We start from the raw sequence: 23,205 nt of genomic DNA on the forward strand, positions 1-23,205 counted from the left end.
TGCGGAACGGACGCCCTTAAAGTCTTTCCATATATACTGGAATACAGCCTAGAGCTGATAACGTTCAAATTGAAACGCAGCGCTCGCTCTGAATTTTAGAGTTTTCGCATTGTCAGATCTATCAAGTTGATTCAACTTGATAGTGAAATGCTCTAGAGCATTTCGTAGTCCAATGGAATTATTGGGCGGCCACGATAATGCGTAAAAACAATAACTTAGAGCGGATTACATGATCCAATTTAAACGTAAACCGCTCTAGTCTTTGATTTTCGTTCTGATGATTATTTATGTTTTCTATCCGCTTTAAAGGAGCAAATGCTATTAGCGCTTGCTCCTTTAAGTCTCAATTATCAAAAACAAAAATGTTTATTTAGATTTTCCCCGCAAGTGCTTGATTAAGCAGCTTTAAAGCACCTTCTTTGGTCAGTTCAACCGGATTACCGCCAGCAGTCGGGTCAACAATCGCCATTTCAGCAATCATATCTCTGCGTGCATCATCCATCTCCAGATCCTTGATAAATTCCGGCAGGCTGTCAGGTACTTTAAGGTCTTTGCGCAGTTGCATCACCGCTGCCACAAAACCGTCGAAACCGCCTTCAATACCGAGATAATCGGCAAGGCGCCCAATACGTTTTTCAATGGCGGCACGGTTGTGATGCAGCACATAAGGCATAAACACCGCATTGGTCATACCATGATGCGTATCATATAGTGCACCAATCGGATGCGACAGCGAGTGAATGGCACCAAGCCCCTTCTGAAACGCAGTCGCACCCATTGCCGCCGCCGCCATCATATTGGCACGTGCTGTGATGTCTGAACCATTGGCATAGGCCGTTGGCAGGTTTTCAAACACCAGCCTGATACCCTCAAGCGCAATGCCATCGGCCATCGGATGATAACCTGGCGCGCAATAGGCTTCCAAGCAATGTGCCAGAGCATCAAGCCCCGTACCAGCAGTAATAAAAGCAGGCATGCCAACCGACAATTCAGGATCGGCAATAACTGTTACCGGCAGCATTTTCGGATGGAATATAACTTTTTTGGTATGTGTTTCTTCATTGGTGATCACGCCGGCACGACCAACCTCGGAGCCCGTACCGGCTGTTGTCGGCACTGCAATAATCGGCGCAATGGCAGCACTGTCTGCCCGCGTCCACCAATCACCAACATCTTCAAAATCCCATACCGGACGCGTCTGCTTGGCCTGAAACGCCACTAATTTACCAAGATCCAGCGCAGAGCCACCGCCAAAAGCGATAACGCCATCATGATTACCATCGTTAAACGCCTTAACACCCGCAGTCAGATTGCTCTCTACCGGATTGGGCTTCACATCAGTAAAGACACCATATTTCATACCGGCCTGATCCAGTATTGCCAGCGTTGAGGCAACAACCGGCAGCTTCGCCAGCCCCGGATCTGTCACAAATAGCGGGTTTTTAATACCGGCAGCGCTTAATACTTCTGGTAATTCTTTAATACGTCCCGCGCCAAAAAGCACAGTAGTCGGAAAGTTCCATTTTGATGTCAGAGTGCTCATTGCTATACCCTAAATTATATCAATTAATTTGATCAGATTTTTTCACGCAGATGATAGGATTTCGGACGGGTAAGATTGCCATATCCAATGGTTGAGAGCGAAGCGCCCTTACCGGTATCTTTAACACCGGTCCAAACCAGACCCGGATCCAGATAATCACAGCGGTTCATAAACACGGTACCGGTTTCGATCTGGTCGGCAATGCCTGCAGCGCGGTCAGTATCTGGTGTCCAAAGTGAAGCAGTGAGGCCAAAATTACTGTCATTCATCAGGGCAACGGCTTCTTCATCGCTGCGCACTTTCATAATCCCGACAATAGGACCGAAGCTTTCATCGCGCATCACACTCATCTGATGATCAACATTGGTAAGCACTTCAGGCGCAATATATGGCGATCCGGCCTGATCATTCTCGACCTTCATATTAATATGAGCTTTAGCGCCCTTCCGCAGAGCTTCCGCTTTTTGTTCACGGATAAGATCTGCAAAACGTGCACTTGCCATCGGCCCTAATGTTGATGACGCATCCAGCGGATTTCCCACCACATATTGGGCTGTTAATGCCGTGAAACCGTCAACGAACTGATCATAAACCGCCTCATGCACATAAATGCGCTCGATACCGCAACAGCATTGGCCGGAGTTGAAAAACGCACCATCCACCAGATTGGCAACCGCATGCTCCACATTCACATCCGGCAGAACATAAGCAGGGTCTTTGCCTCCCAGTTCAAGCCCGAGGCTCATAAAGGTTCCGGCAGCCGCCTTTTCAATCGCACGTCCGCCGCCAACAGATCCGGTGAAGTTGACATGATCAATTGTACCCGACGCCAGCAAAGCCTCTGTGGTAGCATGATCCAGAACAACATTGCTAAACACACCTTTAGGCAGGCCGGCAATTTCAAAAGCCTTGGCAAAACGCTCGCCTGCCAGCAAAGTCTGGGTTGCATGTTTGAGGATCACCACATTACCGGCCATCAATGCCGGAATGATAGTATTGACGGCAGTGAGATACGGATAATTCCACGGTGCTATCACCATCACCACGCCAAGCGGCACATGTTTCACATAACGGCGAAAGCCCTCTTTTTCCTCCGGAACAATAGGCTTAAGCGCCTCTTCCGCAATATTGATCATATATTGGCCGCGCTCCTGCACACCGCCATTTTCACCGCCATAGCGTACCGGGCGCCCCATCTGCCATGCGATTTCCGGTACGATCTCATCATTCATGCTGGCAAGTGCTGCCAAAGCTGCCGAGCAGTAAGCAGCACGTTGCGCAATACTCAGCGCTGCCCAGCCGCTTTGCGCCTGTCTGGCATTGGAAATAACCGCCTGCCCTTGCGCAACAGTGAGGCAGGCACGCTCCGCATAAACAGAACCATCGATAGGAGAAATCAGTCTTGCCATTTGGCTCATGGCTTTATTCCTTCACATTACAATTTCCGGTGCAGTTTCAGAAAACTCGGAGCCGGTTTTCCGTCCAGACTGCGTTACAATATTCAAACAGAGCGTTACTGATGTTTCAAAGAAACATTAGTAACGCTCAAAGCCACGATGCAATTCCCAATCCGTGATGCGGCGGTCTGTTTCCAACTGCTCCCAGCGCCCCGTATGCACATAATGTTCAACGACATCATCACCCAAGGCAGTACGCAGAAAAGCAGATTGATCAAGTTTTTCAACTGCATCGCGTAGCGTGCGCGGAATTTCCGGCAGTTGAGAAGCGGAATAAGCATCACCTGCGAATGGTGCCTCCAGCTCCAGCCCCTCATCAATACCGGCCAGTCCTGAAGCAATGAGTGCCGCAAAAGCCAGATAAGGATTGAGATCAGAACCACCAATGCGGCATTCCATTCGAATACCCTTCGTGCCCTCGCCGCAGAGCCTGAATCCGGCCGTACGGTTATCCTGGCTCCACATAATTTTGGTCGGTGCAAATGTGCCGGATTGGAAACGCTTGTAGGAGTTTGAATAAGGCGCGAGGAAGTAGGTATAATCAGCTGCATATTTCAGCTGCCCTGCCGCCCATGAGCGCATCAGCGGCGTCATGCTATATTGCGCATTCTTATCAAAGAATAACGGCTCTTTACCATCAGCACTCCAGAGCGAATTATGCACATGGGAAGAGCTGCCGGCTTTAGTATAGTCATATTTAGCCATGAAAGTGATCGATTTACCGTGTTGTTCGGCAATCTCTTTCATGGCGTTCTTCATGATCACATGGCGGTCGGCCATTTCCAGCGCTTCAGCATAGCGCACATTCAGCTCTTGCTGGCCCGGGCCCCATTCACCTTTAGAATTTTCAACCGGAATACCGGCTTTGGCGAGTTGATTGCGCATCGCGCGCAATACGCCCTCTTCCTTCGTGGTCAGATGAATCACATAATCCTGAATATAGGGCGATGCGGTTTCCATATTGTGCCAATGCTTGGCGCGAGCGGTTTTATAAGTCTCATCAAACAGGTAAAACTCAAGCTCGGAAGCAAAAAAAGCTTTATAACCACGCTCTTCTAGGCGCGCGAGCTGGCGCTTCAATATTCCGCGTGGTGAATGATAGAGATCATCATGGTGATGATCCATCACATCACAAAGCACGATCGCGGTTTTTTCCAGCCACGGCGCCAGCTTAATGGTTGTGAGATCCGGCTTTATGACAAAGTCACCATAGCCTTTATCCCAGCCCGCCGCGCTATAACCCGGTACCGGCTCCATATCGATGTCATCCGCCATCAGATAATTACAGCCATGTGTTTCATCATAGGCCGATTCAACGAAGAACGGAGCGTAAAAACGCTTACCGATCAATCGTCCTTGCATATCCACAAAACATGCAAGCACCGTGTCAATTTCATCATTGGTGACGGCATTTTTCAGCGCGTCAAAAGTCAGCTGTCCGGCCATTTACAACTCCGCTGCATCTTCAGCATTCGGTCTGAATTGAGTGGAGCCGCGCCTGCAGGCGCGGCTTATTGCTTCGGTTGGGGGGTAGTACGGTCTTGCCGCTTTAATTACGTGTAGCGGTAAGGGGCACCGGCACCGCGCATGGTCTGCTGATATTTCTTCAGAATTTCGACCACTTTGGCATTACGCGGGCTTTTGGCTGCAATTTCATCCCAGAACTCCATGGCGGCATTTTCAACCTGAGCCCATTCTGCTTCCGGAATTGTTGTCAGTTCCAACTTACCGCCGGTGGTGCGGTAATGCGCTTCACCCCACCAATACCAATGCTGGCGGTAGTAATGGGAGCTATCCATGCACAATTTGAACAATTGCTGCAGATGCGGCGGCACCGCATTCCACTTATCAGTGTTGGCAAAATATGAGCCGGCCCAAGCGCCACTGATATTATTGGTGAGATAATATTTATTAATATCCGCCCAGCCAACCGTATAAACCTCTGTGGCACCAGACCAGCACACGCCGTCCAGCTCACCGGTTTGAATGGCAACCTCAATATCCTCCCAAGGCAAGGTTACCGGAACGACACCAAATTTCTCAAGGAAACGTCCACCTGTCGGGAAGGTGAAGACACGCAAGCCTTTCAGATCTTCGAGAGAGCGGATCGGTTTGGTGGTGGCAAAATTACACGGATCCCATGAACCGGCGCTCAGCCAAGTAACGCCCGGAATTTCATTATAGGCTTCTTCCCAGATTTCATTGAGCCCGTACCAGTTAAACAACACCGGCACATCAAGGCTGTAGCGTGAGGCAAACGGGAAATAAGCACCGAAAACCGACACATCCACCGGCGATGCCATTGAGTCATCATCGCTTTGCGCGGCATCAATGGTGCCTGCCTGTACCGCACGGAACAACTCGCCCTGCGGCACAAGCTGATCGGAAGTATAAAGTTCGATCACCATTTCGCCGTTTGCAGCCTTGTTGAAAGCATCAATCGACGGTTTGATAACATGCTCGGCAAGAGCCGGTCCCGCATAGGTCTGCAAGCGCCATTTAATCGGTGCCTGTGCTTTCACATAAGGCGTTGCCAGTGCTGTGGCGCCTACCGCGCCCACGGTAGTCAAAGCGCTCTTTTTCAGAAAATCGCGTTTATTCAGTTTCTTGCTGTCACTCATTTGCGTGTCTCCCATCGCAATAGAATTCAGTTTTTAAGAATTCAGTTGTAGTCCCCTTATTACCGGTAGCGTCGGCTTTGCCTGTTTTTATCGCTACCGGTATGCTTTTATAAAACTGGTATAAAATTGGGCTTTTATATCCAGATTTTATGTATTTCTCAGCGTCCCGAATACCAGTTTGGCAACCACAGAGCGATCTGCGGGAAAATCATCAGAAGTATGATTGTCAGCACCATTAGGAAAAAGAACGGAACGATCGATTTATAAATATCCACCATGGTAACCGAGGGCGGAGCCAAGGCGCGCATCATGAACAGATTATAGCCGAAGGGCGGTGTGATATAGGCAATCTGACAGGTGATCGTATAAAGAATACCAAACCAGATCGGGTTGAAACCAAGGCTTTTAACCAATGGAATATACAGCGGCGCCACAATCACCAGCATCGCGGTATCATCGAGAAACATCCCGAGCACCACAAAAGACAACAGCATCATGATCAGAATTGTCCATGGTGACAGGTCAAAAGTTCCAATCAGCAGCTTTTCAATTGCCTTAACTGCACCCAGGCCATCATAGACCGATGAGAAACACAATGCTGCAAGAATGATCCACAGGAACATGCAAGAGATCATCAGTGAGTTACGTGTGGTGGTTTCAAAAACCTGTTTGGTCAGCCTGCCCGTAAACAAAGCGGCCAGAGTTGCCAGCAATGCACCCATAACCGAGCTTTCAACCAGACTGGTCACACCGGTCAGAAACAACCCCATCATGGTACCGAAAATCAACAATGGCAGCACACCGGCACGCAGAACGTAAAACCTTTCAGACCAAGTGATCTTATCCAGCTCTTCTTGCGGCAATGTCGGGCCAAGCTCCGGATTAATGCGGCAGCGAATATAGATATAGGCTGAGAATAGTACAGCCATCAGCAGGCCGGGGCCGATACCGGCAAGCCAAAGCTGCAATACCGGCTGGCGGGCAATCATCGCATAGAGCACCAACACCACACTTGGCGGAATAAGAATGCCGAGCGAACTGCCTGCCTGAATAACACCGGTGACCATAATTTTATTATAGCCGCGTTTCAACAGCTCAGGCAGCGCAACCGTGGCACCGATTGCCATACCGGCCACACTCAAGCCGTTCATGGATGAGATGATCACCATCAGCCCGATGGTGCCCAGTGCAAGGCCGCCGCGCACACCGCCGAACCAGACATGGAACATGCGATAAAGATTACTTGCAATGCCGGATTCTGACAGCATATAGCCCATGAAAACAAAGAACGGCACAGTAATCAGCGGATACCAGTTCAGTACAGCAAAAGTAGCGTTGAACGGCATTTCAAATGCACCATTGCCCCAGAGCAAAAGTGCTGCCAGCGAACCGACAAAACCGATCACACCAAACACGCGCTGCCCTGTCATCAGCAGCACCATCATTGTGGCAAACATAAAAAGTGTAATGAATTCCGAACTCATACGACTTGCCCTTCCTGCGGGGCTGCATCCGGAACATAAGATGCAGTTTTAATCGGGGTGCCGCGCCAAATTGCGAAGTCTTTGATAAGACTTGAAATGCACTGCAACAACAGCAGGAAAACGCCGAGCGTCATCAGAGTTTTGATCGGCCAGAGAACCGGCGCCCATGAGGTGTAATTTTTCTGATTATAAACAAAAGCGTAATTGGTGCTGGAAAGTCCGCCCATAAACATAACGCCGAGATAAAAGATCACACAGAGTATGGTGATAATATCTGTCAGCGCCTTCTTTTTAGGTGAAAAGCGGTCATAGAATAAATCCATGCGCACATGCGCGCCCTGCTGCATGGCATAGGCGCCACCGAGCAGATAATAAGCAGAGAGAATGAACTGCGACATCTCCAAAACCCAGTTCACAGGCACGCCTAAAACGACCCGCGAAAAGGTGGAATAGAGCAGACAGGCTGCCATTACAAAAATAAGATACATCGCACAGCGCCCGATCCGATAATTCAGCGCATCGACATATTTAACAAAAAGTCTGAGTACTTTCGGCACTGCTTTGTTCCCATCCTTCAGGCGACTAGTCATTTAGGTAACTCATGGCCGTTTTTCCGGCTCTCTCAGTCACCAAACTGCACGCTTTGCTCTGTTTTTTCTCTCATCCTGCTCCTCAACAGAAAGAGAAAAATTTTATCTCCTTATTCAGCTTCAATAGCCTTTAATATGCTGGATAAACGCTCAGACCAGCGGCTTTGCCCCTGCGCGTCCGCAATCTCATTATTACGAATCTCAACCATAGCGCCAAGATCGCCACGCTTACGCGCATGATATTCAACGGTATAATACACACGGTCATCGGGTGAATAAGGCTCGTTTACGCCAATATGGATACCGGATTTTTCCGCATCTTTGCGTAGCCCTGCAATCATACGTGCGCCCAGCCTGTCATCAGCATCATGAATAATGCCAATATGCCATGGCCGGTTCACACCCTTATAAACCGGCGTATAAGAATGTATTGTAATCACGCGGCTATCTTGCCCGCGAGCTTTTCGCGCTTCAATGATTTCTTCGATTTTTGCATGAAACGGCTGATGAGACAGGCTGATACGCTCCTGTCTTTCATCATCAGACAGGTTCTGATTGCCGGGAACGATGGTTATTTCACTCACTTCCGGTATCAGGTCAGGCGCCGTTAGCGGCCTGTTACAATCAATCAGCAAGCGCGAGAGGCATGCCTCAATCAGCGTGGCATCCAGTGCCGTACTCATGCGGCGGGCAACCTCAACAGCGCCGGGATCCCAGGCAATATGTGCACTCAAATCAGCCTCGTTCAGGCCGAGGCGGGCAAATTTTTCAGGCATGAAATTACTGGCATGCTCGCAAATCAGCAAATACGGGCTGGTGCCCTGCTCATTCACAACGCTTACCGCCGGCACAACGCTTACCGCCGGCACACATTCTGCCGCAGAAAGACCACCGCCGACAGAGGCAGCTGCGCCCTGCAGATTAGACGTTGAATCACAATGAGAGTCCCGCTTAGCCATTATCTCTCCCCATCCAGCGCCGTAAATCTTCAAGATTTAACGTATGTAACTTATGTTACGTTATTTTTAGTTTTACGCTATTGTGGATTATTTCATACGCATTATTATCTTTTGTCAAATACTATTTTTAAATTGATTGAATTTAGAATCACAGCCAAAAATCACACCGGCAGACAAGCGTAAGCAAGTCTGCAAACGAGGTCATTGATGAGTACCAGTATCGCCGAACTGATTACCGATCGTATAGATTCAATGCCTCCGGGCGAGCGCAATGCAGCCCAAACCCTGATTGCCAATTACCCAATGCTCGGTTTGAAAACTGTTGCCGAGTTTTCTTCACAGGCAGGCGTAAGCTCACCGACTATTTTGCGTTTTGTAAACCGGCTCGGCTTTCAAAATTATCCGGATTTTCAGGCGCGGCTTCAAGATGAGCTGGCCGCACAATTACAATCGCCGCATAATCGCAATGAAAACCCGCTCAGTCAGCCAGATACCGCCTATCCCGCAGTTGAGCATAGCCTGGAAAATATCCGTGAGACATTCCGGCATATCAGTGAAAAGCAACTGAGTGATATTGTGTGCTCACTGGCCACCGCTCGCGGCAATATTTATTTGATCGGCGGGCGTTTTACCGATCCGATCGCACAATATATGGCTGCCCATATGACTGTGATCAGACCGCATGTTTTTCATATCTCCGGACAGGAAAGCGCATGGCGCGACCGTTTGCTGGATATGGGCAAAAAAGACATGCTTATTGTGTTCGATATTCGCCGTTATCAAGACAGCCTGCACCATCTGGCTGAAACTGCCAAAAGCCGTGGCGTTGAAATTTTGTTGATCACCGATCAGTGGCTTTCACCCATCGCCCGTTTTGCACGCCATGTCATTGCAGGTCGTACCGGTGTTCCTTCCGCATGGGATTCGTCTGCCGCCTTGTTTGTGCTTGCCGAAAGTATTATTCGTGAAATGACCCGCCAGCTCGAAGAGAACAGCGCCGCGCGTATTAAAGAACTTGAAAGCTTGCGGCTTCGTACTCACGATTAAAACAATACGTTTTCAGATAGAGCCGGATTTCAGTTCATTCATCGCTTTCCACACCATCTCATTCAATGTAATGACATGTTTATATACTATCAGACTATAACTGCTGTATGCGGGAGGCATTAGGCAGATATATTATTAAAGCCATCACAACTGAATAATCATTCGAAACAGCTGCAAGCGGCTGTTTCAAGGAATAAGAAATGACTGGTTCCTCCCCTCAGGACGATACGCTCGTATCGGGCAGCAATGAACAACTCCCCGTTGCGGTTAATTTCAAACTCGTCCTGCTGGCTTTGGCCATGGGCGGCTTTGCAATCGGCACCACCGAATTTGCCTCGATGAGCCTGCTGCCGTATTTTTCCGCAGGTCTTGGCATAGACGAGCCAACAGCCGGTCACGTTATCAGCGCTTATGCGCTCGGCGTTGTTGTGGGTGCGCCAATATTGGCAATCTTTTTTGCCCGTATGTCACGCCGTACATTGGCCATGGGGCTGATGGCAGTTTTTGGTGTCGCCAATGTTTTGAGCGCGCTTTCCCCAAGCTATCACTGGATGCTGCTGTTTCGCTTTATGAGCGGCCTGCCCCACGGCGCCTATTTTGGTGTTGCCGCTTTGATGGCCGCATCACTGGTGCCGGTTAACCGGCGCGCATGGGCCGTGGGTCGCGTGATGCTCGGCCTGTCAATTGCAACGGTGATTGGCGTGCCTTTTGCCACATGGCTTGGGCAAAATCTTGGCTGGCGCTGGGGATTTGGCGTGACCGGTGTGTTGGCAATCATCACTTTTGTTATGATCATGATGTTTGCGCCCAAAGATCCGCCACGTCCGGGTGCCACCCCGCTGCGTGAATTAGCTGCACTGAAAAACCGTCAGGTTTGGCTCACATTGGGTATTGGCGCTATCGGCTTCGGCGGCATGTTTGCGGTCTATGCCTATATTGCTTCCACACTTCTGGAGGTCACAGGCGTTGCGCCGCATTGGGTGCCAATCGTCCTCACGGTCTTCGGAGCCGGTATGACCTGCGGTACATTAATCGGCTCGTGGGGTGCTGATCGTGCATTGATGCCAACGGCGGGCCTGCTGCTGCTATCCAATGCTCTGTTTTTGATGATCTTTCCTTTCGTGGTTTATAATGTCTGGATTTTGACAGGACTGGTATTCTTCATCGGCTGTACCGGAGGCCTTGGCACTGTGCTGCAAACCCGTTTGATGGATGTGGCACAAGATGCGCAGACATTGGCCGCAGCGCTTAATCACAGTGCGTTCAACGTAGCAAATGCGCTTGGGCCATGGCTCGCCGGCATGTCGATTGCTGCAGGTTACGGCTTTGCGTCTTCAGGCTTTGTTGGCAGTGCTTTGGCACTAGGCGGTCTGGTTATCTGGGCCATTGCGGTATGGGATGCACGCCGCAATCCGCAGTGAAGACTATAAAATTCGCACAATAAAAAACGCCGGTAAAGCTGATGCTCTACCGGCGTTTTATTTAGCTTACAGCAAGAATGATCATCTAGAGCGTTTTCACTTTTCTTTGAAAATGGAAAACCGCTCCCACTTTCCTGAAGCTGCTCTATCTGTTCGTTTAAACTCAGTTTCGGACGGAAAACCGGTTCCCACTTTTCCTGAAACTGCTTTAGTTTAGTTGGCTACGATCTTACCATCATTCCATTTGTAGAGAACAAATGTCGGGGATGTCAGATCGCCGTTTTTGTCATAAGTCAGATTACCAATAATAGTTTTGGCTTCCAGACCATCATGCAAAAGCTTGGCAACTGCGGCTGGATCATCAGCTTTACCGGCTTTTTCAATACCGTCTTTAAGAACCTGCACAGCAGCATAAGCATTGAGCGTGAACACTTCAGGCGCAATATCTTTGGCTTTCAGTGCAGCAACAGCATCATCAGCGGCCGAGCTCTGCGTTGAATCAACAGCATTGGTGAACAAGGTGCCTTCACCGGTATTGCCGGAGATTGCCCAATATTCAGTGTTGGACAGGCCTTCGCCACCAATCATCACCAGTTTCACGCCCTGATCAGCGAGCTGACGCGACAACAAACCGGCTTCAGGATGGTAGCCACCAAAATACAGCACTTCAACGCCGCTATTTTTGATTTTGCTGACCAATGCGCTGAGATCTTTTTCACCCGGTGTCAGGGATTCATAAAGAACCTCTTTCATATCCGCCTTGTTCAGGCTGTCTTTAAAGCTGTCTGCAAGACCCTGACCATAAGGGTTTTTGTCATGCAGAATACCAACCTTTTTGTCAGCCATGCTTTTGGCAACATAATCGGCGGCAACAACAGCCTGCTGGTCATCACGACCGCATGTACGGAAAACATTTTCCAGACCGCGATTGGTCAGACCAGGGGAAGTTGCAGTCGGGGTTACCATAACCACACCGGCCTCAGCCAATGCATCAGAAACCGCCATTGCCGAACCTGATGTTACAGGTCCCACAACAAACTTAACGCCATCACCGATCAGCTGGTTGGCAGCAGAAACACCCTGCTTAGGATCAGCCGCATCATCAACCAGTTTCAAAACAACTTTCTCGCCGAGAATGCCGCCATTGTTATTGATAGTCTCAACAGCGGTTTCCGCACCGTTCTTAACCTGAATACCATAAGCAGCAACGCTGCCGGTAAGCGGCGCAATCAGGCCAATAGTAATATCGGCCTGAGCCTGGGAAGCGAATGCCATAACTGCAGCTAAGGCTACCCCGGATAATAAAGACAGACGCATTTCTTCCTCCAATACAGTCCCGTCACAGGACATAAGTAAAACATAAGCCCCCCGCGCGCATCTTCAGTGCGTGACGGTCATTCATTCGTGCTGCCAGCACACTGCCAATGCACAGCCGCTATGCTGCAAGCCCCCTGCAAGTCCCCTACCGGCACGCTGCCGTTCAGTCTTCCTTCTCGAGCATCTCTTTCACAGCGGTAGCCAGCTGCTTCAGTGAGAACGGCTTCGGAAGGAATCCGAATTGAGCATCTTCAGGCAGATTCTTTGCAAAAGCATCTTCAGCATAGCCTGAAACGAATATAAACTTAATGTTTGGATATGATTTGCGCAACTCTCTTAAAAGCGTTGGTCCATCCATTTCCGGCATAACCACATCGGAAACGATAATATCGACCTTGCCATCGAGTTCTGCCAGTACTTCCAGAGCCTCAACACCCGACGATGCCTCATGCACTGTATAGCCGCGCGTCTGCAGGGCGCGAACGCCGCCCATACGCACGGCATCCTCATCCTCAACCAGCAACACGGTTGCGGATCCGGACAAATCAGCCTGTTTTTCTGCTTTCCTTTCAACAGGTGAAGGCTTTTTAGCTACAACGGTAAACTCACCATCCTGTACTGAACCATCATGCAGTGCTGCTTTTTCTTCAATAAAGCGCGGCAGGAAAATACGGAAGGTTGTTCCTGTTCCCAAGACCGAATCACAGAAAATGAAGCCGCCGGTTTGCTTGATAATTCCGTAAACCATCGACAGGCCGAGACCTGTGCCCTTGCCTACTTCTTTAGTCGTAAAGAACGGCTCAAAGATCTTTGCGAGGATATCTGCCGGAATTCCGGTGCCCGAATCTTCAACTTCATAAAGCACATAATCGGTTGGCGGTAATTCACGATAACCAAGTGTTACCGCCTCCTTTTCCTCAACATTGCGGGTACGTACAGTGATTGTGCCGCCATCCGGCATCGCATCGCGGGCATTAACCACCAGATTAACCGCAACCTGCTCAAACTGGCCAAGATCGGCTTTAACCGACCACAAGTCGCGGCCATGCTCAATCTTCAGTGCAATATCAGTACCGACTAGACGCGCAAGCAGCATCCGCAGATCAGCCAGCACATCTGTGAGGTCAAGTACTTCCGGCCGCAATGTCTGGCGGCGCGAGAATGCCAGCAACTGCCGCACCAGTGAGGCTGCGCGATTGGCATTTTGCTTGATATTCATAATGTCGGGAAAAGACGGATCGGAAGCGCGATGATTGCTCAACAGCAAATCTGACGACATGATAATCGCTGTCAGCACATTGTTAAAGTCATGCGCAATACCACCGGCAAGCTGCCCCACAGCCTGCATCTTCTGGCTTTGTGCCATCTGGCCTTCAAGTGCTTTTTGCTCGGTGGTTTCCACTGCAGAAACAATGGCCGCTTCTTCAATGGCTTCGCCGCCAATGTCAGACACCGGACTGACATAAAAACGGATATGGCGTTCATCATTGCCGGGCAGCACAGTATCAATCGGAGAGATTGTTGCCTGCCCTGCAAAGGCAGAAGCCAGTGCGCGTGAAATCGCTTCACGATCACGCGGATGCACAACGCTTTCCAGCGAAATCTGCTGATCAAGCGCATCGCGATCAACATCCGATCCGAAAATATCCAGAAAACGCGCATTGGTCGACAGAATACGGCCATTCACATCCACTGAGGCAATCGCCATCGGAGCGGAGTTGAAAAACCGTGTAAAGCGCACTTCAGCAGAACGCTGCGCTGCTGAGGAATCATTACCCTCGGCACGGTTGAGTACAATGGTACGGCTGGTACCGCGTGAACCGTCACGCGGCTGCTGCACACGGTGATAGAAGCGCACAGCCAGGCTCTGGCCGTTGCTTTTGGTCAGATCAAGGTCAATCACAGTATTGCGGCTTGAACCCGGATCAGCGCGTACAGCATTGATCAGCGACATGCCATTACCGGCAACAATATCCTGCAGGGTTAGGGAACCCGCGGTAAATTTGGTCAGATCAATGCCAAGCCATTCAGCCAATGTGGCATTGATATAGATGATCCGGCCTTTGGCATCTGCAGAGAAAAACCCTGCCGGTGCATGATCAAGATGATCAATCGCCTCCTGCAGATCCTGAAAAAAGCGCTCCTGCTCGGCGCGTTCTTCAGAAATATTCGTGATTTGCCATGCAAATAGCGGGCCGTTGGTTTCACCCAGAGGATTTTTCTGCGGCGCAATCACCGGTCGCGCCTTAACGCGATACCATGCCGCCGCTTCCATACCTTTAGCGGCAGTGTTGGTCAGGCGGATTTCTTCCTGAGCTGCCAGCCCATCGCGCACAGCATTATTGAGCCGGTACACAGCCTCCAAGGCTGAAGGCTCACCGGCCAGAACCGCATCCAATGTTTGTAATTCTGAAGGATTATTAGCGCCCATCATCACTGCATAAGCCTGATTGGCATAAACAATCCGGCCTTTGGCATCAGTGATGACAGTGCCTTCAGGCATCGAATCCATCAATGTATCAACCACATCGTCATGGTCTTCGCGTGGTGTGAACTGTAACAGCCCCATGGCCCAGCCTATCAGGCAGAAAACGCCGGTAACCGACAGCAATCCCAGTAAAATCAGCAAGAAGGCATCACCGAGCTGTTCACGAAAAACAAAATATAACCCAGCCACCCCAATCAAGAGTATGCCGAGTGTCAGCAGCCTGAAAGCTGCAGGATTTTTTTTCGGAGCAGTGGTGGTGTTCGGATAAATATTTGTCCGTGATGGCTGAGACATAAGCCCCAATATCCCTTTTCTTGCGCCGTAATCTCCGGCGTCTCAACAGGTTACGCCGCGGATGCGCCGTTTGTGGCGTTACGCATAAGCTGAATTGATAAATCACACCTTGATAAGGCTTTTCAGGATTATGCTTTAGAGTATTTAACAGTCAAATGGAATTGTTCCGGCATCTTAAAGGCTGAGCTGAACAAACCGGATAAACAATTATAAAAGCCATTATTGCCATTACAGTCTTCACAACCGATTAATTTTAGATCATTTACGCTGAACTGAGGGCCAAACAATCGCCTATCTCGTTGATTTCACGTGCAAGCACTGTTTCATGAGGCCTAATTTCAGACACAAAAGTTGTGAGCGCTTTAAGCGATACCACAACAGGCATTTGCAAGCCGGTGAATATGATTTAAACTTTCATTCAGATAAAAGATTTACTCTTATCTTGATATGCGCTGTTAAAGACGCAGTTACACACTTGAAATTTTACAAAATGCTTCGTTTTCAACGCCGGATAAGGCTGGGAAAATCGCGCTTTTAAACCAGCAGATCATGTAATTTGCCTGATTGAACGTCTATGAACCAATCAGGAAAACCATGATTCTTATAAGGACTATTGACTATGATGGAATGGCTGAGCGGGCTGGTGGGTGAAAATACAGCCCAAATTATCAGCTTTGTCGCGCTTTTCGCAGTCTTTTTGATTGCGGTATTTGTCGTTTTCGCTGCAATCAAACGGATGACTGCCGGTACTTATGTGAGCAAGTCACGCGATGCCGCTCCGCGCCTGACAGTAACAGATGCCGCAGCAGTCGACAGCCAGCGCCGCCTTGTGCTGGTGCGCCGCGATGATGTGGAGCATCTGATCCTGATCGGCGGACCTACAGATATTGTTATTGAGCAGAATATTATGCGCAATAAAGCTACGCCTAATGACGATGCAGCGCCGCATAGCCAAAACCGTCATCAGCAGGAACGTATCGTGAGTGCGCCGCAATATGCAGCAGCCCCTGCACAGTTGAACATGGTTACACCAGAAACAGCAGCGATTGTGGCAGCAATACCGGCTTACCAGCCTGAGAGTGAAATGCGAACGGCGCCCGCGCGTGCAGATGCTAATTCGCCCGCCCCTGCTGTTAAAGCAACAGCAGTACCGCCAAGCCAAGCTTCAGCTTCTGCATCACCAAACCACAACAGCCAGCCATTGCAAACCCACGCTCAGCAAGTTGCCGCTGCACGCCAGCAACAAGGCACTCAGCAACGCCCATCTCAGCAGGTTGCAGCGCCTGCAGCCACCCAGCGGCCAACCGAGCCTGTGGCTGCAAAATTGCATCCGGTCTACCCGCTTGGTCAGGTTTCACGCGGGGTAGTTGCAGCAACTTCGGGTCTGGCAGCCGCCAATAATGCAGCGCAGCAGGAACTGATTGCGGCAGCCAAGCGTGAAAACCGCGCCCCTTCGCTCGATGATGTGCGCCCGGGCTCTAATCAACACCACGGCCAAAACCATACCCAAAACTCTGGTCAAAACCCTGGACAAAACTCTGGTCAAAACTCTGGCGATACCGGCTCTTTGGTACTGCAGCGTGCTACACCGCAGATTGCCCGCAACCAGCAGCAGGAACCTTCTTTCAGCACTCCGCCTGCCCGTAACGCAGCGCCTGCGCAAGCCTCCAGCTTTGATCTCGACCTTGAAAACGCTGTGGCTGAAGCCTTGTCTGCAGATGATTCAATGTCATTTGAAAACCTGCTGTCCAATGAAATTGAACAGCACTTTACTAAGGCAGAAAATGCGCCACAGCAGGCAACAGAAGCTAAAAAACCGCAAAGCGGTGCGCTGAATATTTCAGCAACTGAATAAAATTTTTTCTAAATACAAAAAAACGCAGCACCCTCCAGCGCTGCGTTTTTTAATGTCGGTATTTTTGCATCCTGCTTATGCGAACATCAGCAGTATAGAAGCTGGTTAATCGTCGCGATAAACTTTTTCGCGGCGCTCATGACGCTCCTGCGCTTCGATCGACAAAGTCGCAATAGGACGAGCATCCAATCGCTTCAAATTGATCGGGTCGCCGGTTTCTTCACAAAAACCATAAGTCCCTTCATCAATGCGTAGCAATGCGGCATCAATTTTGGAAATAAGCTTGCGCTGGCGGTCACGGGCACGAAGCTCGATAGACCGGTCTGTTTCTGAAGAAGCCCTGTCAGCAAGATCAGGATGATTAGCGTTTTCACGCTGCAATGCGCCCAGCGTTTCGCGCGCTTCACGCAAAATGTCATTCTTCCAAGCTACCAGCTTGGCACGGAAATATGACTTCTGCCGTTCATTCATGAACGGTTCGTCATCCGTGGGTTTGTAATTAAGGTCGATTAATTCACTCATTTTGAATAACCCCACACCTAGGAGACGTGGCGCCTTATAGTTCTATAAGCTGTGTGATACAACCTGTAAAAACACTACATGAAGTATTTTTAATACGAGTTTGCAAAAACCGGCTTGATACTAAAGTTACAGATAATTTATTTCTGCAATCAGCAAAGCACTGCAAAACATAATTCACAAAGTAATTTCTTAATACTTTGAAACAAAACAATTGGCTTCAAATGTATAAATTCAAATTTTCGATTTCCTGAGATCAACTTTGCTTGCTTTTTTTCTCTGACCATATGCAAATAAGTCATAACCCCATGTAAGCACATTTTAACGAAGCAGCAGTTTCACTTGATAATCACCTGTCTGCAGTTAAAAAACTCAGATACAGCATATTTCGCTTGAAATAATATTACGGCATATTCCTGTCATAATCCAAGCCTGCGACGCTTTTTCACGGCTAAAGACAGGCTATCTTTTCGGTGTAAAACCTGCCAAATAAAACTATGCGCACCATTTTGCTCCTTCGCCATGCTCAAGCCGTACTGCCAGACAGCAGCGGAAAAGACTTTGATCGCAGATTGAGTCTCTCCGGAGAAAATGATGCCGAAATGCAGGCAATACGCATTGTTCAATCCGGCCTCAAACCGGATTTCATTGTATATTCCCCCGCCTGCCGGACATACCAAACGGCTCACATCTTTGCTGCAACCCTCAATAAAGCCTTTCCGGAGGCGCCGGTTACACTGCAAGCGGCAGCAGCACTCTACAGAGCTGATGCCGCCGGTTATATTGATGAAATTCGCTCATCCGTACCGGATACAGCGCAATGCGTGCTGATTGTAGGTCATAATCCGAGTATCGAAGACTGTGCATTGCTGTTCGCGCAAGAGAATCAGCGCCTTGCCGAACGGATTGGTTATGGTTTCCCGACTTCCGGTGTGGCGGTGATTGTTACTGATAAAGCACTGTCAGAACTCGCGCCAAACACCGGCACCCTGACTGCATTGCTGTTGCCACACGAAGACTGATAGTATCGACCGCTTATATTCAGATAAACGATACCTATTTATAGTGCATATGCAGATCGTAATTGGGGGCAACCTTGGCCAGACTAACCACGCTCACTGATGAAGCCAAAATCGCTTTTGATACTTTGATAGAACGCACCGGCAGTCTGGTGACACCCTCACTACGCCTTGGTGTAACCGGCTTGTCCCGCGCCGGTAAAACCGTTTTTATTACCTCTCTTGTGCACAATCTGATCCAGGGCGGCAGGCTGCCATTGTTTGATGCGCAGTCCTCAGGGCGCATTGCCCGCGCCTATCTGCAACCGCAGCCTGATGATGCGGTGCCGCGCTTTCAATATGAAGAGCATCTGGCGGCATTGATCAAAGACCGGATCTGGCCGGATTCAACCCGTGCTATTTCTGAATTACGCCTGACGATTGAATATCAGTCTGCCTCCTCATGGGGGCGGATGTTCTCTGCTGGCAAGCTCTCGATCGATATTGTGGACTATCCGGGCGAGTGGCTGCTCGACCTGCCGCTGCTCGGCAAATCCTATGCTGAGTTTTCGCGCGATTCCTTTACTGTAGCCAATGAGACCGGCCACCTTGATTTTGCCGGTGCGTGGCTGAGAGAAGCCGCAACAGCCGATGCGCAGGCACAAGCCGATGAAATGACAGCGCAGCGCCTTGCCCGCAGTTTTACGGATTATTTGCGTGCGGGAAAATCAGACGAACAGGCACTTTCTACATTACCGCCGGGTCGGTTTTTGATGCCGGGCGACCTTGAAGGTTCACCAGCCCTGACTTTTGCGCCCTTGCCGGATTTGCCGGAAGGCAGCTTTAAAACCGGCTCTCTGGCGGCAATGATGGAGCGGCGCTATGAATCCTATAAAACCCATGTGGTAAAACCGTTTTTCCGTGAGCATATTGCTCGTCTTGACCGGCAGATTGTGCTGGTTGATGCCATGCAGGCGATCAATGCCGGTGGCGCTGCGGTGCGCGATCTTGAGCGGGCGCTCACTGAAATACTTGCCTGCTTCCGTGCCGGACGCTCCAATATGCTGACCGGCCTCATCCAGAAGCGCATTGGCCGTATTCTGATAGCCGCCACCAAGGCCGACCATTTGCACCATGAGAGCCACAACCGCTTGGAAGCTATTGTGCGCAGGCTGGTTGATCGCGCAGCGAAAAATGCTGATATGTCCGGCGCTGAAATTGATGTATTGGCGATGGCGGCAGTGCGCGCTACGCGTGAGGCAACGGTTAACCAGAACGGCGATACATTGCCGGTTATTGTCGGCACACCGCTCAAAGGTGAAGTGATTGACGGTCAGCGCTTTGATGGCGAGACAGAGACCGCCATTTTCCCCGGTGATTTGCCGCAAAACACCGAAGCAATTTTTGACCAGCCTGAGCTATCACCGCAGGATCGTGCCAATGATGCCCCCATCCGTTTTGTGCGCTTTCGTCCGCCCCATGTTAAAACCGGCCCCGATGGCATTCATCTGACCTTACCGCATATCCGCCTTGATCGTGCCTTGCAGTTTCTGCTCGGCGACCGGTTAGGATAAGGAGCAAGCGATGCAAAATAACCCGCCTTCCGATACGCCAAAGCCTCGCAAGCCTGCGAGCTTTACGGTTTCAACACCTCAAAACGAGGCGACTAAAGAACAGATTCTGCGCAAGCCAGTGGCTATACGTGACCTTTCAACCGTGACGACTGACAGTATCGATGTTTTCGAACAGGAAGCCCTTGATGCCGGCGAACAGCTGACGCCGCCACCCGCAAACCTGCTGAAACGCCGTTTTACCTTGCGCAGCGTGTTTTTTACAGCTCTTGGCCTGCTCATCAGTTTTGCCATCGGCATCTGGACCGAAGATCTGATCCGCTCAATGTTCAACCGTGCAGACTGGCTCGGCTGGATGGCGCTTGGCGTTGCACTTATCGCTCTTGGCTCACTGATTGCACTGGTTACCCGTGAAGCGCTGGCATTGCGCCGCCTCTCTGCCGTTCAGGATTTGCGTTTTGACGCGCAGGAGGCAACCGAAAAAAACGATAGCGCAAAGGCGCAAAAAGTGACTGACAGGTTGCTGGAGGTAACAACATCATTGCCACAAACCGCGCGCGGACGTGCGACTTTGGAGGCTTTACGTGGTGACATTATTGATGGTCGTGACCTGATCCGCATTACCGAGCGTGAAATTCTGCACCCGCTTGACCGTGAGGCGCGCATGTTGATTCTCAATGCCGCCAAACGCGTTTCAATCGTTACCGCTGTCAGCCCGCGTGCACTGGTGGATGTGGCTTATGTCATATTTGAAGCCTCCCGCTTGATCCGCCGCCTGTCAGAACTTTATGGCTGCCGCCCCGGCTCTCTGGGGTTCATGCGCCTCACACGTAGTGTTATCGCGCATCTGGCTGTTACCGGCACCATTGCCATGGGTGACAGCGTTGTGCAGCAGCTGGTCGGCCACGGGCTGGCATCGCGGCTGTCTGCCAAACTAGGCGAAGGCGTAATAAACGGTATGATGACAGCGCGCATTGGTATTTCAGCCATGGATATTGTGCGCCCACTCCCTTTTGATGTCGAAAAGCGCCCTAATATCGGCGATTTTATTGGTGATATCGTAAAAGCCACGACCCAGAAAAAAAACGTTTAAAAAGCCCGATAAAGCCGGTAAATAGCCAAATAAATTTTATATTAGAGCCCGTTTTAGAAAAAGTGAAAACCGCTTACCGTCCGTGGCTACGGTAAAAAGAGATAAAGTGATTTTTCCGCTTTAGTAATAATTGAAAACACGCTGGAAACCCTCTATTAACCATTTCAGCCGATTATATAATCAGGATTCAGTGTTTGCCTGATGATGTGTTGCCCTTGCAAAAATGGCGATAAAATCAGCAAAAGCGGATCTACAAACTTGTAATTCTTATCCGGAACAGAGCCCCGTTATGATCAAATGCGCAACTGCCGCCGCCTTTCTGCTTCTGTCCGCAGCCAGCGCCCTCCCTGCTCTGGCATCTGATAAGGATGAAGCATTTTTCCGCAATGTTGAGGGCCAATGGACAGGCCCCGGCGAAGTGGTTGCCGGAAAATATAAGGGCACAAAATTTATATGCACTTTAGCAGGTACAACGCCTGATAATTCCGTTGGTATGACCCTTGACGGCACATGCCGCGTCGGTGTGTTTTCACAGCCGATGAAGGCAACGGTTATCCGCACCGGCAAAAGCTATAGCGGCACATTTAATGATGGCGCAGAAGGTAAAGGTCTCAATGTGACCTCTGGTTCGGTAAGCGGCAACCGTGTCGTGCTTGCTCTCAACCGCAAGCAGCTCAACGGCGCTATGCTTGCACGTGTAACTGACGCCAATACAATGAATGTTACCGTGTCTGTGAAGGTGGAAGACACAATGGTGCCGGTTCTTGGCGTCAATCTGAAGCGTGTTGACGGCGGCGCAGTTAGCAGCATTGCCCGTAATTAAAGCAGATTCAGGAAAATTGGGAACTGATTTCCCATCCGAGACTGCGTTTAATCAAACAGATAAAGCGGTTTTCCTGCTTCAAAGAGAAGTGAAAGCACTCTTATATCATAATTTCTGACGATAAAAAAAGACAGGATTACGGTTTAAACGGCCCGCTCCTGCCACCAGCGATGACCATAACTTGTGCGCTGGATTTCACTCGCATCCACATTTTCCAGAAGATCTGAAACAACCTTGCCGCGAATTTGCAAATGCGGCGCAATTGTTGCCAAAGGCACCAACACAAAAGCGCGCTGCTCTATGCGCGGATGCGGGAGTGTCAGATCCGGCATTTCGAGTGCGAACACGCTCTCATAGGCCAACAGATCAATATCAATCGTGCGCGGCCCCCAGCGCTCACTGCGTATCCGTAGCAAACGTTTCTCAATTGATTGCGTTGCTTCAAGCAGTTCCGGTGGCGTCAAAACCGTCGAGATTTCAGCGCAGGCATTATAAAACCAGTCCTGATCGGTTTTCCCCCAAGGCGGCGTACGAAAAACCGGTGAAACAGCAATCACCCGTGCATCCTGCCGCTCGTCAATAAGCTGCAGAGATTGTGCCATTGTTTGCACTACGTTTCCGATATTGCCACCCAGACAGAGCCAGGCTTTATAAACCTCGCGTGCTTTCATCGATATGGCCACCCGACCGTTACTTCAACATAATCCAGAACGCCGGCGACCGGTGCGTTGGGCTTACGCACTGTAATCTCGGCTTTTTGAATCTGTGGAAACTGCGCGCATAGCGCTTTAGCAACATCCAGTGCCAGCGCCTCAATCAGATAACGGCGCTTGCCGGTAATAATCTTCTCGATTGTCGAGAAAACCAAACCGTAATGTACCGTTGCTTCAATATCGTCATTGACCAGCGATTCACCCGGATCAACGGTCAGAACCGCATCTACATAAAAACGCTGTCCGAGCTTTTCTTCTTCTTCAAAAACGCCGTGATGCGCGAAAAATGCGCAATTCATCATACGGATCGTGTACAAAAGCCCTCATTTCTTCCATTGCCGGAAAATTCTTATCCACGATAAGAGAGACGTTCTCTCTTATCAATATCTTACTATACTACACCCAAGCGCAA

19 protein-coding genes are annotated in these 23,205 nt (G+C 49.9%); 7 read left to right on the plus strand and 12 right to left on the minus strand.

The features are described from left to right. Positions 1-370 precede the first annotated feature (370 nt). The 7 genes from MP213Fo_RS00710 to MP213Fo_RS00740 form a co-directional block, all read right to left on the minus strand. Complete coding sequence (locus MP213Fo_RS00710) at positions 371-1,543, minus strand: iron-containing alcohol dehydrogenase (protein WP_421089796.1); 1,173 nt, start codon at positions 1,541-1,543, stop codon at positions 371-373. A gap of 32 nt (positions 1,544-1,575) precedes the next feature. Next, positions 1,576-2,961: an aldehyde dehydrogenase family protein gene (locus tag MP213Fo_RS00715; RefSeq protein ID WP_421089797.1), complete on the minus strand. Its 1,386-nt coding sequence runs from the start codon at positions 2,959-2,961 to the stop codon at positions 1,576-1,578. A 117-nt stretch (positions 2,962-3,078) separates the two neighbouring features. Then, on the minus strand, positions 3,079-4,446 hold the full coding sequence (locus MP213Fo_RS00720) for a glutamine synthetase family protein (protein WP_421089798.1): 1,368 nt from the start codon (positions 4,444-4,446) through the stop codon (positions 3,079-3,081). 107 nt (positions 4,447-4,553) lie between these two features. Beyond that, positions 4,554-5,621, minus strand: coding sequence for a TRAP transporter substrate-binding protein (locus MP213Fo_RS00725; protein WP_421089799.1), 1,068 nt, complete (start codon positions 5,619-5,621; stop codon positions 4,554-4,556). A gap of 158 nt (positions 5,622-5,779) precedes the next feature. Beyond that, positions 5,780-7,105, minus strand: a complete 1,326-nt coding sequence (locus MP213Fo_RS00730; RefSeq protein ID WP_421089800.1) for a TRAP transporter large permease — start codon at positions 7,103-7,105, stop codon at positions 5,780-5,782. Next, entirely contained in the window at positions 7,102-7,662 is a 561-nt protein-coding gene (locus MP213Fo_RS00735; RefSeq protein WP_421090954.1) for a TRAP transporter small permease subunit, read from the minus strand. The genes MP213Fo_RS00730 and MP213Fo_RS00735 overlap by 4 nt, the downstream gene beginning before the upstream one ends. A 143-nt stretch (positions 7,663-7,805) precedes the next feature. Next, positions 7,806-8,654 carry an N-formylglutamate amidohydrolase gene (locus MP213Fo_RS00740; protein ID WP_421089801.1) on the minus strand — a complete coding sequence of 283 codons (849 nt, stop codon included), beginning with the start codon at positions 8,652-8,654 and terminating at the stop codon, positions 7,806-7,808. 207 nt (positions 8,655-8,861) lie between these two features. On the opposite strand from MP213Fo_RS00740, the gene MP213Fo_RS00745 reads away from it, so the two are divergent. Continuing rightward, the gene (locus MP213Fo_RS00745) at positions 8,862-9,701 is read left to right on the plus strand and encodes a MurR/RpiR family transcriptional regulator (RefSeq protein WP_421089802.1); all 840 of its coding nucleotides are present in this window, start codon (positions 8,862-8,864) and stop codon (positions 9,699-9,701) included. A gap of 200 nt (positions 9,702-9,901) precedes the next feature. Beyond that, on the plus strand, positions 9,902-11,122 hold the full coding sequence (locus MP213Fo_RS00750; RefSeq protein WP_421089803.1) for an MFS transporter: 1,221 nt from the start codon (positions 9,902-9,904) through the stop codon (positions 11,120-11,122). Positions 11,123-11,335: 213 nt separating this feature from the next. Here MP213Fo_RS00750 and MP213Fo_RS00755 read toward each other — a convergent pair whose 3' ends face one another. After that, positions 11,336-12,439, minus strand: a complete 1,104-nt coding sequence (locus MP213Fo_RS00755) for a branched-chain amino acid ABC transporter substrate-binding protein (RefSeq protein WP_421089804.1) — start codon at positions 12,437-12,439, stop codon at positions 11,336-11,338. A gap of 163 nt (positions 12,440-12,602) precedes the next feature. Next, positions 12,603-15,221: a cell cycle histidine kinase CckA gene (cckA, locus tag MP213Fo_RS00760; protein WP_421089805.1), complete on the minus strand. Its 2,619-nt coding sequence runs from the start codon at positions 15,219-15,221 to the stop codon at positions 12,603-12,605. 619 nt (positions 15,222-15,840) lie between these two features. On the opposite strand from cckA, the gene MP213Fo_RS00765 reads away from it, so the two are divergent. Continuing rightward, entirely contained in the window at positions 15,841-17,076 is a 1,236-nt protein-coding gene (locus MP213Fo_RS00765; protein ID WP_421089806.1) for a hypothetical protein, read from the plus strand. A 105-nt stretch (positions 17,077-17,181) separates the two neighbouring features. Here MP213Fo_RS00765 and dksA read toward each other — a convergent pair whose 3' ends face one another. Further along, positions 17,182-17,598: an RNA polymerase-binding protein DksA gene (gene dksA / locus MP213Fo_RS00770; protein WP_421089807.1), complete on the minus strand. Its 417-nt coding sequence runs from the start codon at positions 17,596-17,598 to the stop codon at positions 17,182-17,184. A 494-nt stretch (positions 17,599-18,092) separates the two neighbouring features. Here dksA and MP213Fo_RS00775 point away from each other — a divergent pair, with 494 nt between their 5' ends. The 4 genes from MP213Fo_RS00775 to MP213Fo_RS00790 all read left to right on the plus strand — a co-directional run bounded on the left by MP213Fo_RS00775 (position 18,093) and on the right by MP213Fo_RS00790 (position 22,080). Beyond that, positions 18,093-18,617 (plus strand): SixA phosphatase family protein, encoded by a 525-nt coding sequence (locus tag MP213Fo_RS00775; RefSeq protein WP_421089808.1) that lies wholly within the window; start codon positions 18,093-18,095, stop codon positions 18,615-18,617. A 74-nt stretch (positions 18,618-18,691) separates the two neighbouring features. Next, entirely contained in the window at positions 18,692-20,167 is a 1,476-nt protein-coding gene (locus MP213Fo_RS00780) for a YcjX family protein (RefSeq protein WP_421089809.1), read from the plus strand. 10 nt (positions 20,168-20,177) lie between these two features. Further along, positions 20,178-21,257, plus strand: a complete 1,080-nt coding sequence (locus MP213Fo_RS00785; RefSeq protein ID WP_421089810.1) for a YcjF family protein — start codon at positions 20,178-20,180, stop codon at positions 21,255-21,257. A 289-nt stretch (positions 21,258-21,546) separates the two neighbouring features. Next, positions 21,547-22,080, plus strand: coding sequence for a hypothetical protein (locus MP213Fo_RS00790; protein ID WP_421089811.1), 534 nt, complete (start codon positions 21,547-21,549; stop codon positions 22,078-22,080). A gap of 143 nt (positions 22,081-22,223) precedes the next feature. Here the strand turns inward: MP213Fo_RS00790 and folK are convergent, their stop codons facing one another. Further along, complete coding sequence (gene folK / locus MP213Fo_RS00795) at positions 22,224-22,751, minus strand: 2-amino-4-hydroxy-6-hydroxymethyldihydropteridine diphosphokinase (RefSeq protein WP_421089812.1); 528 nt, start codon at positions 22,749-22,751, stop codon at positions 22,224-22,226. Next, complete coding sequence (gene folB / locus MP213Fo_RS00800) at positions 22,748-23,110, minus strand: dihydroneopterin aldolase (RefSeq protein ID WP_421089813.1); 363 nt, start codon at positions 23,108-23,110, stop codon at positions 22,748-22,750. Before folB ends, folK begins: the two co-directional genes overlap by 4 nt. Between the last annotated feature and the right edge of the window lie 95 nt (positions 23,111-23,205).

It is taken from the genome of Pseudochrobactrum mosebachae, assembly GCF_048914685.1.
GTDB lineage: Bacteria > Pseudomonadota > Alphaproteobacteria > Rhizobiales > Rhizobiaceae > Pseudochrobactrum.

Coding starts and splice junctions, on each gene's coding strand:
- MP213Fo_RS00745 (WP_421089802.1), top strand. CDS start 8,862: ATGAGTACCAGTATCGCCGAACTGATTACCGATCGTATAGATTCAATG.
- MP213Fo_RS00730 (WP_421089800.1), bottom strand. CDS start 7,105: ATGAGTTCGGAATTCATTACACTTTTTATGTTTGCCACAATGATGGTG.
- folK (WP_421089812.1), bottom strand. CDS start 22,751: ATGAAAGCACGCGAGGTTTATAAAGCCTGGCTCTGTCTGGGTGGCAAT.
- MP213Fo_RS00740 (WP_421089801.1), bottom strand. CDS start 8,654: ATGGCTAAGCGGGACTCTCATTGTGATTCAACGTCTAATCTGCAGGGC.
- MP213Fo_RS00720 (WP_421089798.1), bottom strand. CDS start 4,446: ATGGCCGGACAGCTGACTTTTGACGCGCTGAAAAATGCCGTCACCAAT.
- MP213Fo_RS00750 (WP_421089803.1), top strand. CDS start 9,902: ATGACTGGTTCCTCCCCTCAGGACGATACGCTCGTATCGGGCAGCAAT.
- MP213Fo_RS00755 (WP_421089804.1), bottom strand. CDS start 12,439: ATGCGTCTGTCTTTATTATCCGGGGTAGCCTTAGCTGCAGTTATGGCA.
- MP213Fo_RS00715 (WP_421089797.1), bottom strand. CDS start 2,961: ATGAGCCAAATGGCAAGACTGATTTCTCCTATCGATGGTTCTGTTTAT.
- cckA (WP_421089805.1), bottom strand. CDS start 15,221: ATGTCTCAGCCATCACGGACAAATATTTATCCGAACACCACCACTGCT.
- MP213Fo_RS00725 (WP_421089799.1), bottom strand. CDS start 5,621: ATGAGTGACAGCAAGAAACTGAATAAACGCGATTTTCTGAAAAAGAGC.
- MP213Fo_RS00785 (WP_421089810.1), top strand. CDS start 20,178: ATGCAAAATAACCCGCCTTCCGATACGCCAAAGCCTCGCAAGCCTGCG.
- MP213Fo_RS00765 (WP_421089806.1), top strand. CDS start 15,841: ATGATGGAATGGCTGAGCGGGCTGGTGGGTGAAAATACAGCCCAAATT.
- MP213Fo_RS00790 (WP_421089811.1), top strand. CDS start 21,547: ATGATCAAATGCGCAACTGCCGCCGCCTTTCTGCTTCTGTCCGCAGCC.
- MP213Fo_RS00710 (WP_421089796.1), bottom strand. CDS start 1,543: ATGAGCACTCTGACATCAAAATGGAACTTTCCGACTACTGTGCTTTTT.
- dksA (WP_421089807.1), bottom strand. CDS start 17,598: ATGAGTGAATTAATCGACCTTAATTACAAACCCACGGATGACGAACCG.
- MP213Fo_RS00775 (WP_421089808.1), top strand. CDS start 18,093: ATGCGCACCATTTTGCTCCTTCGCCATGCTCAAGCCGTACTGCCAGAC.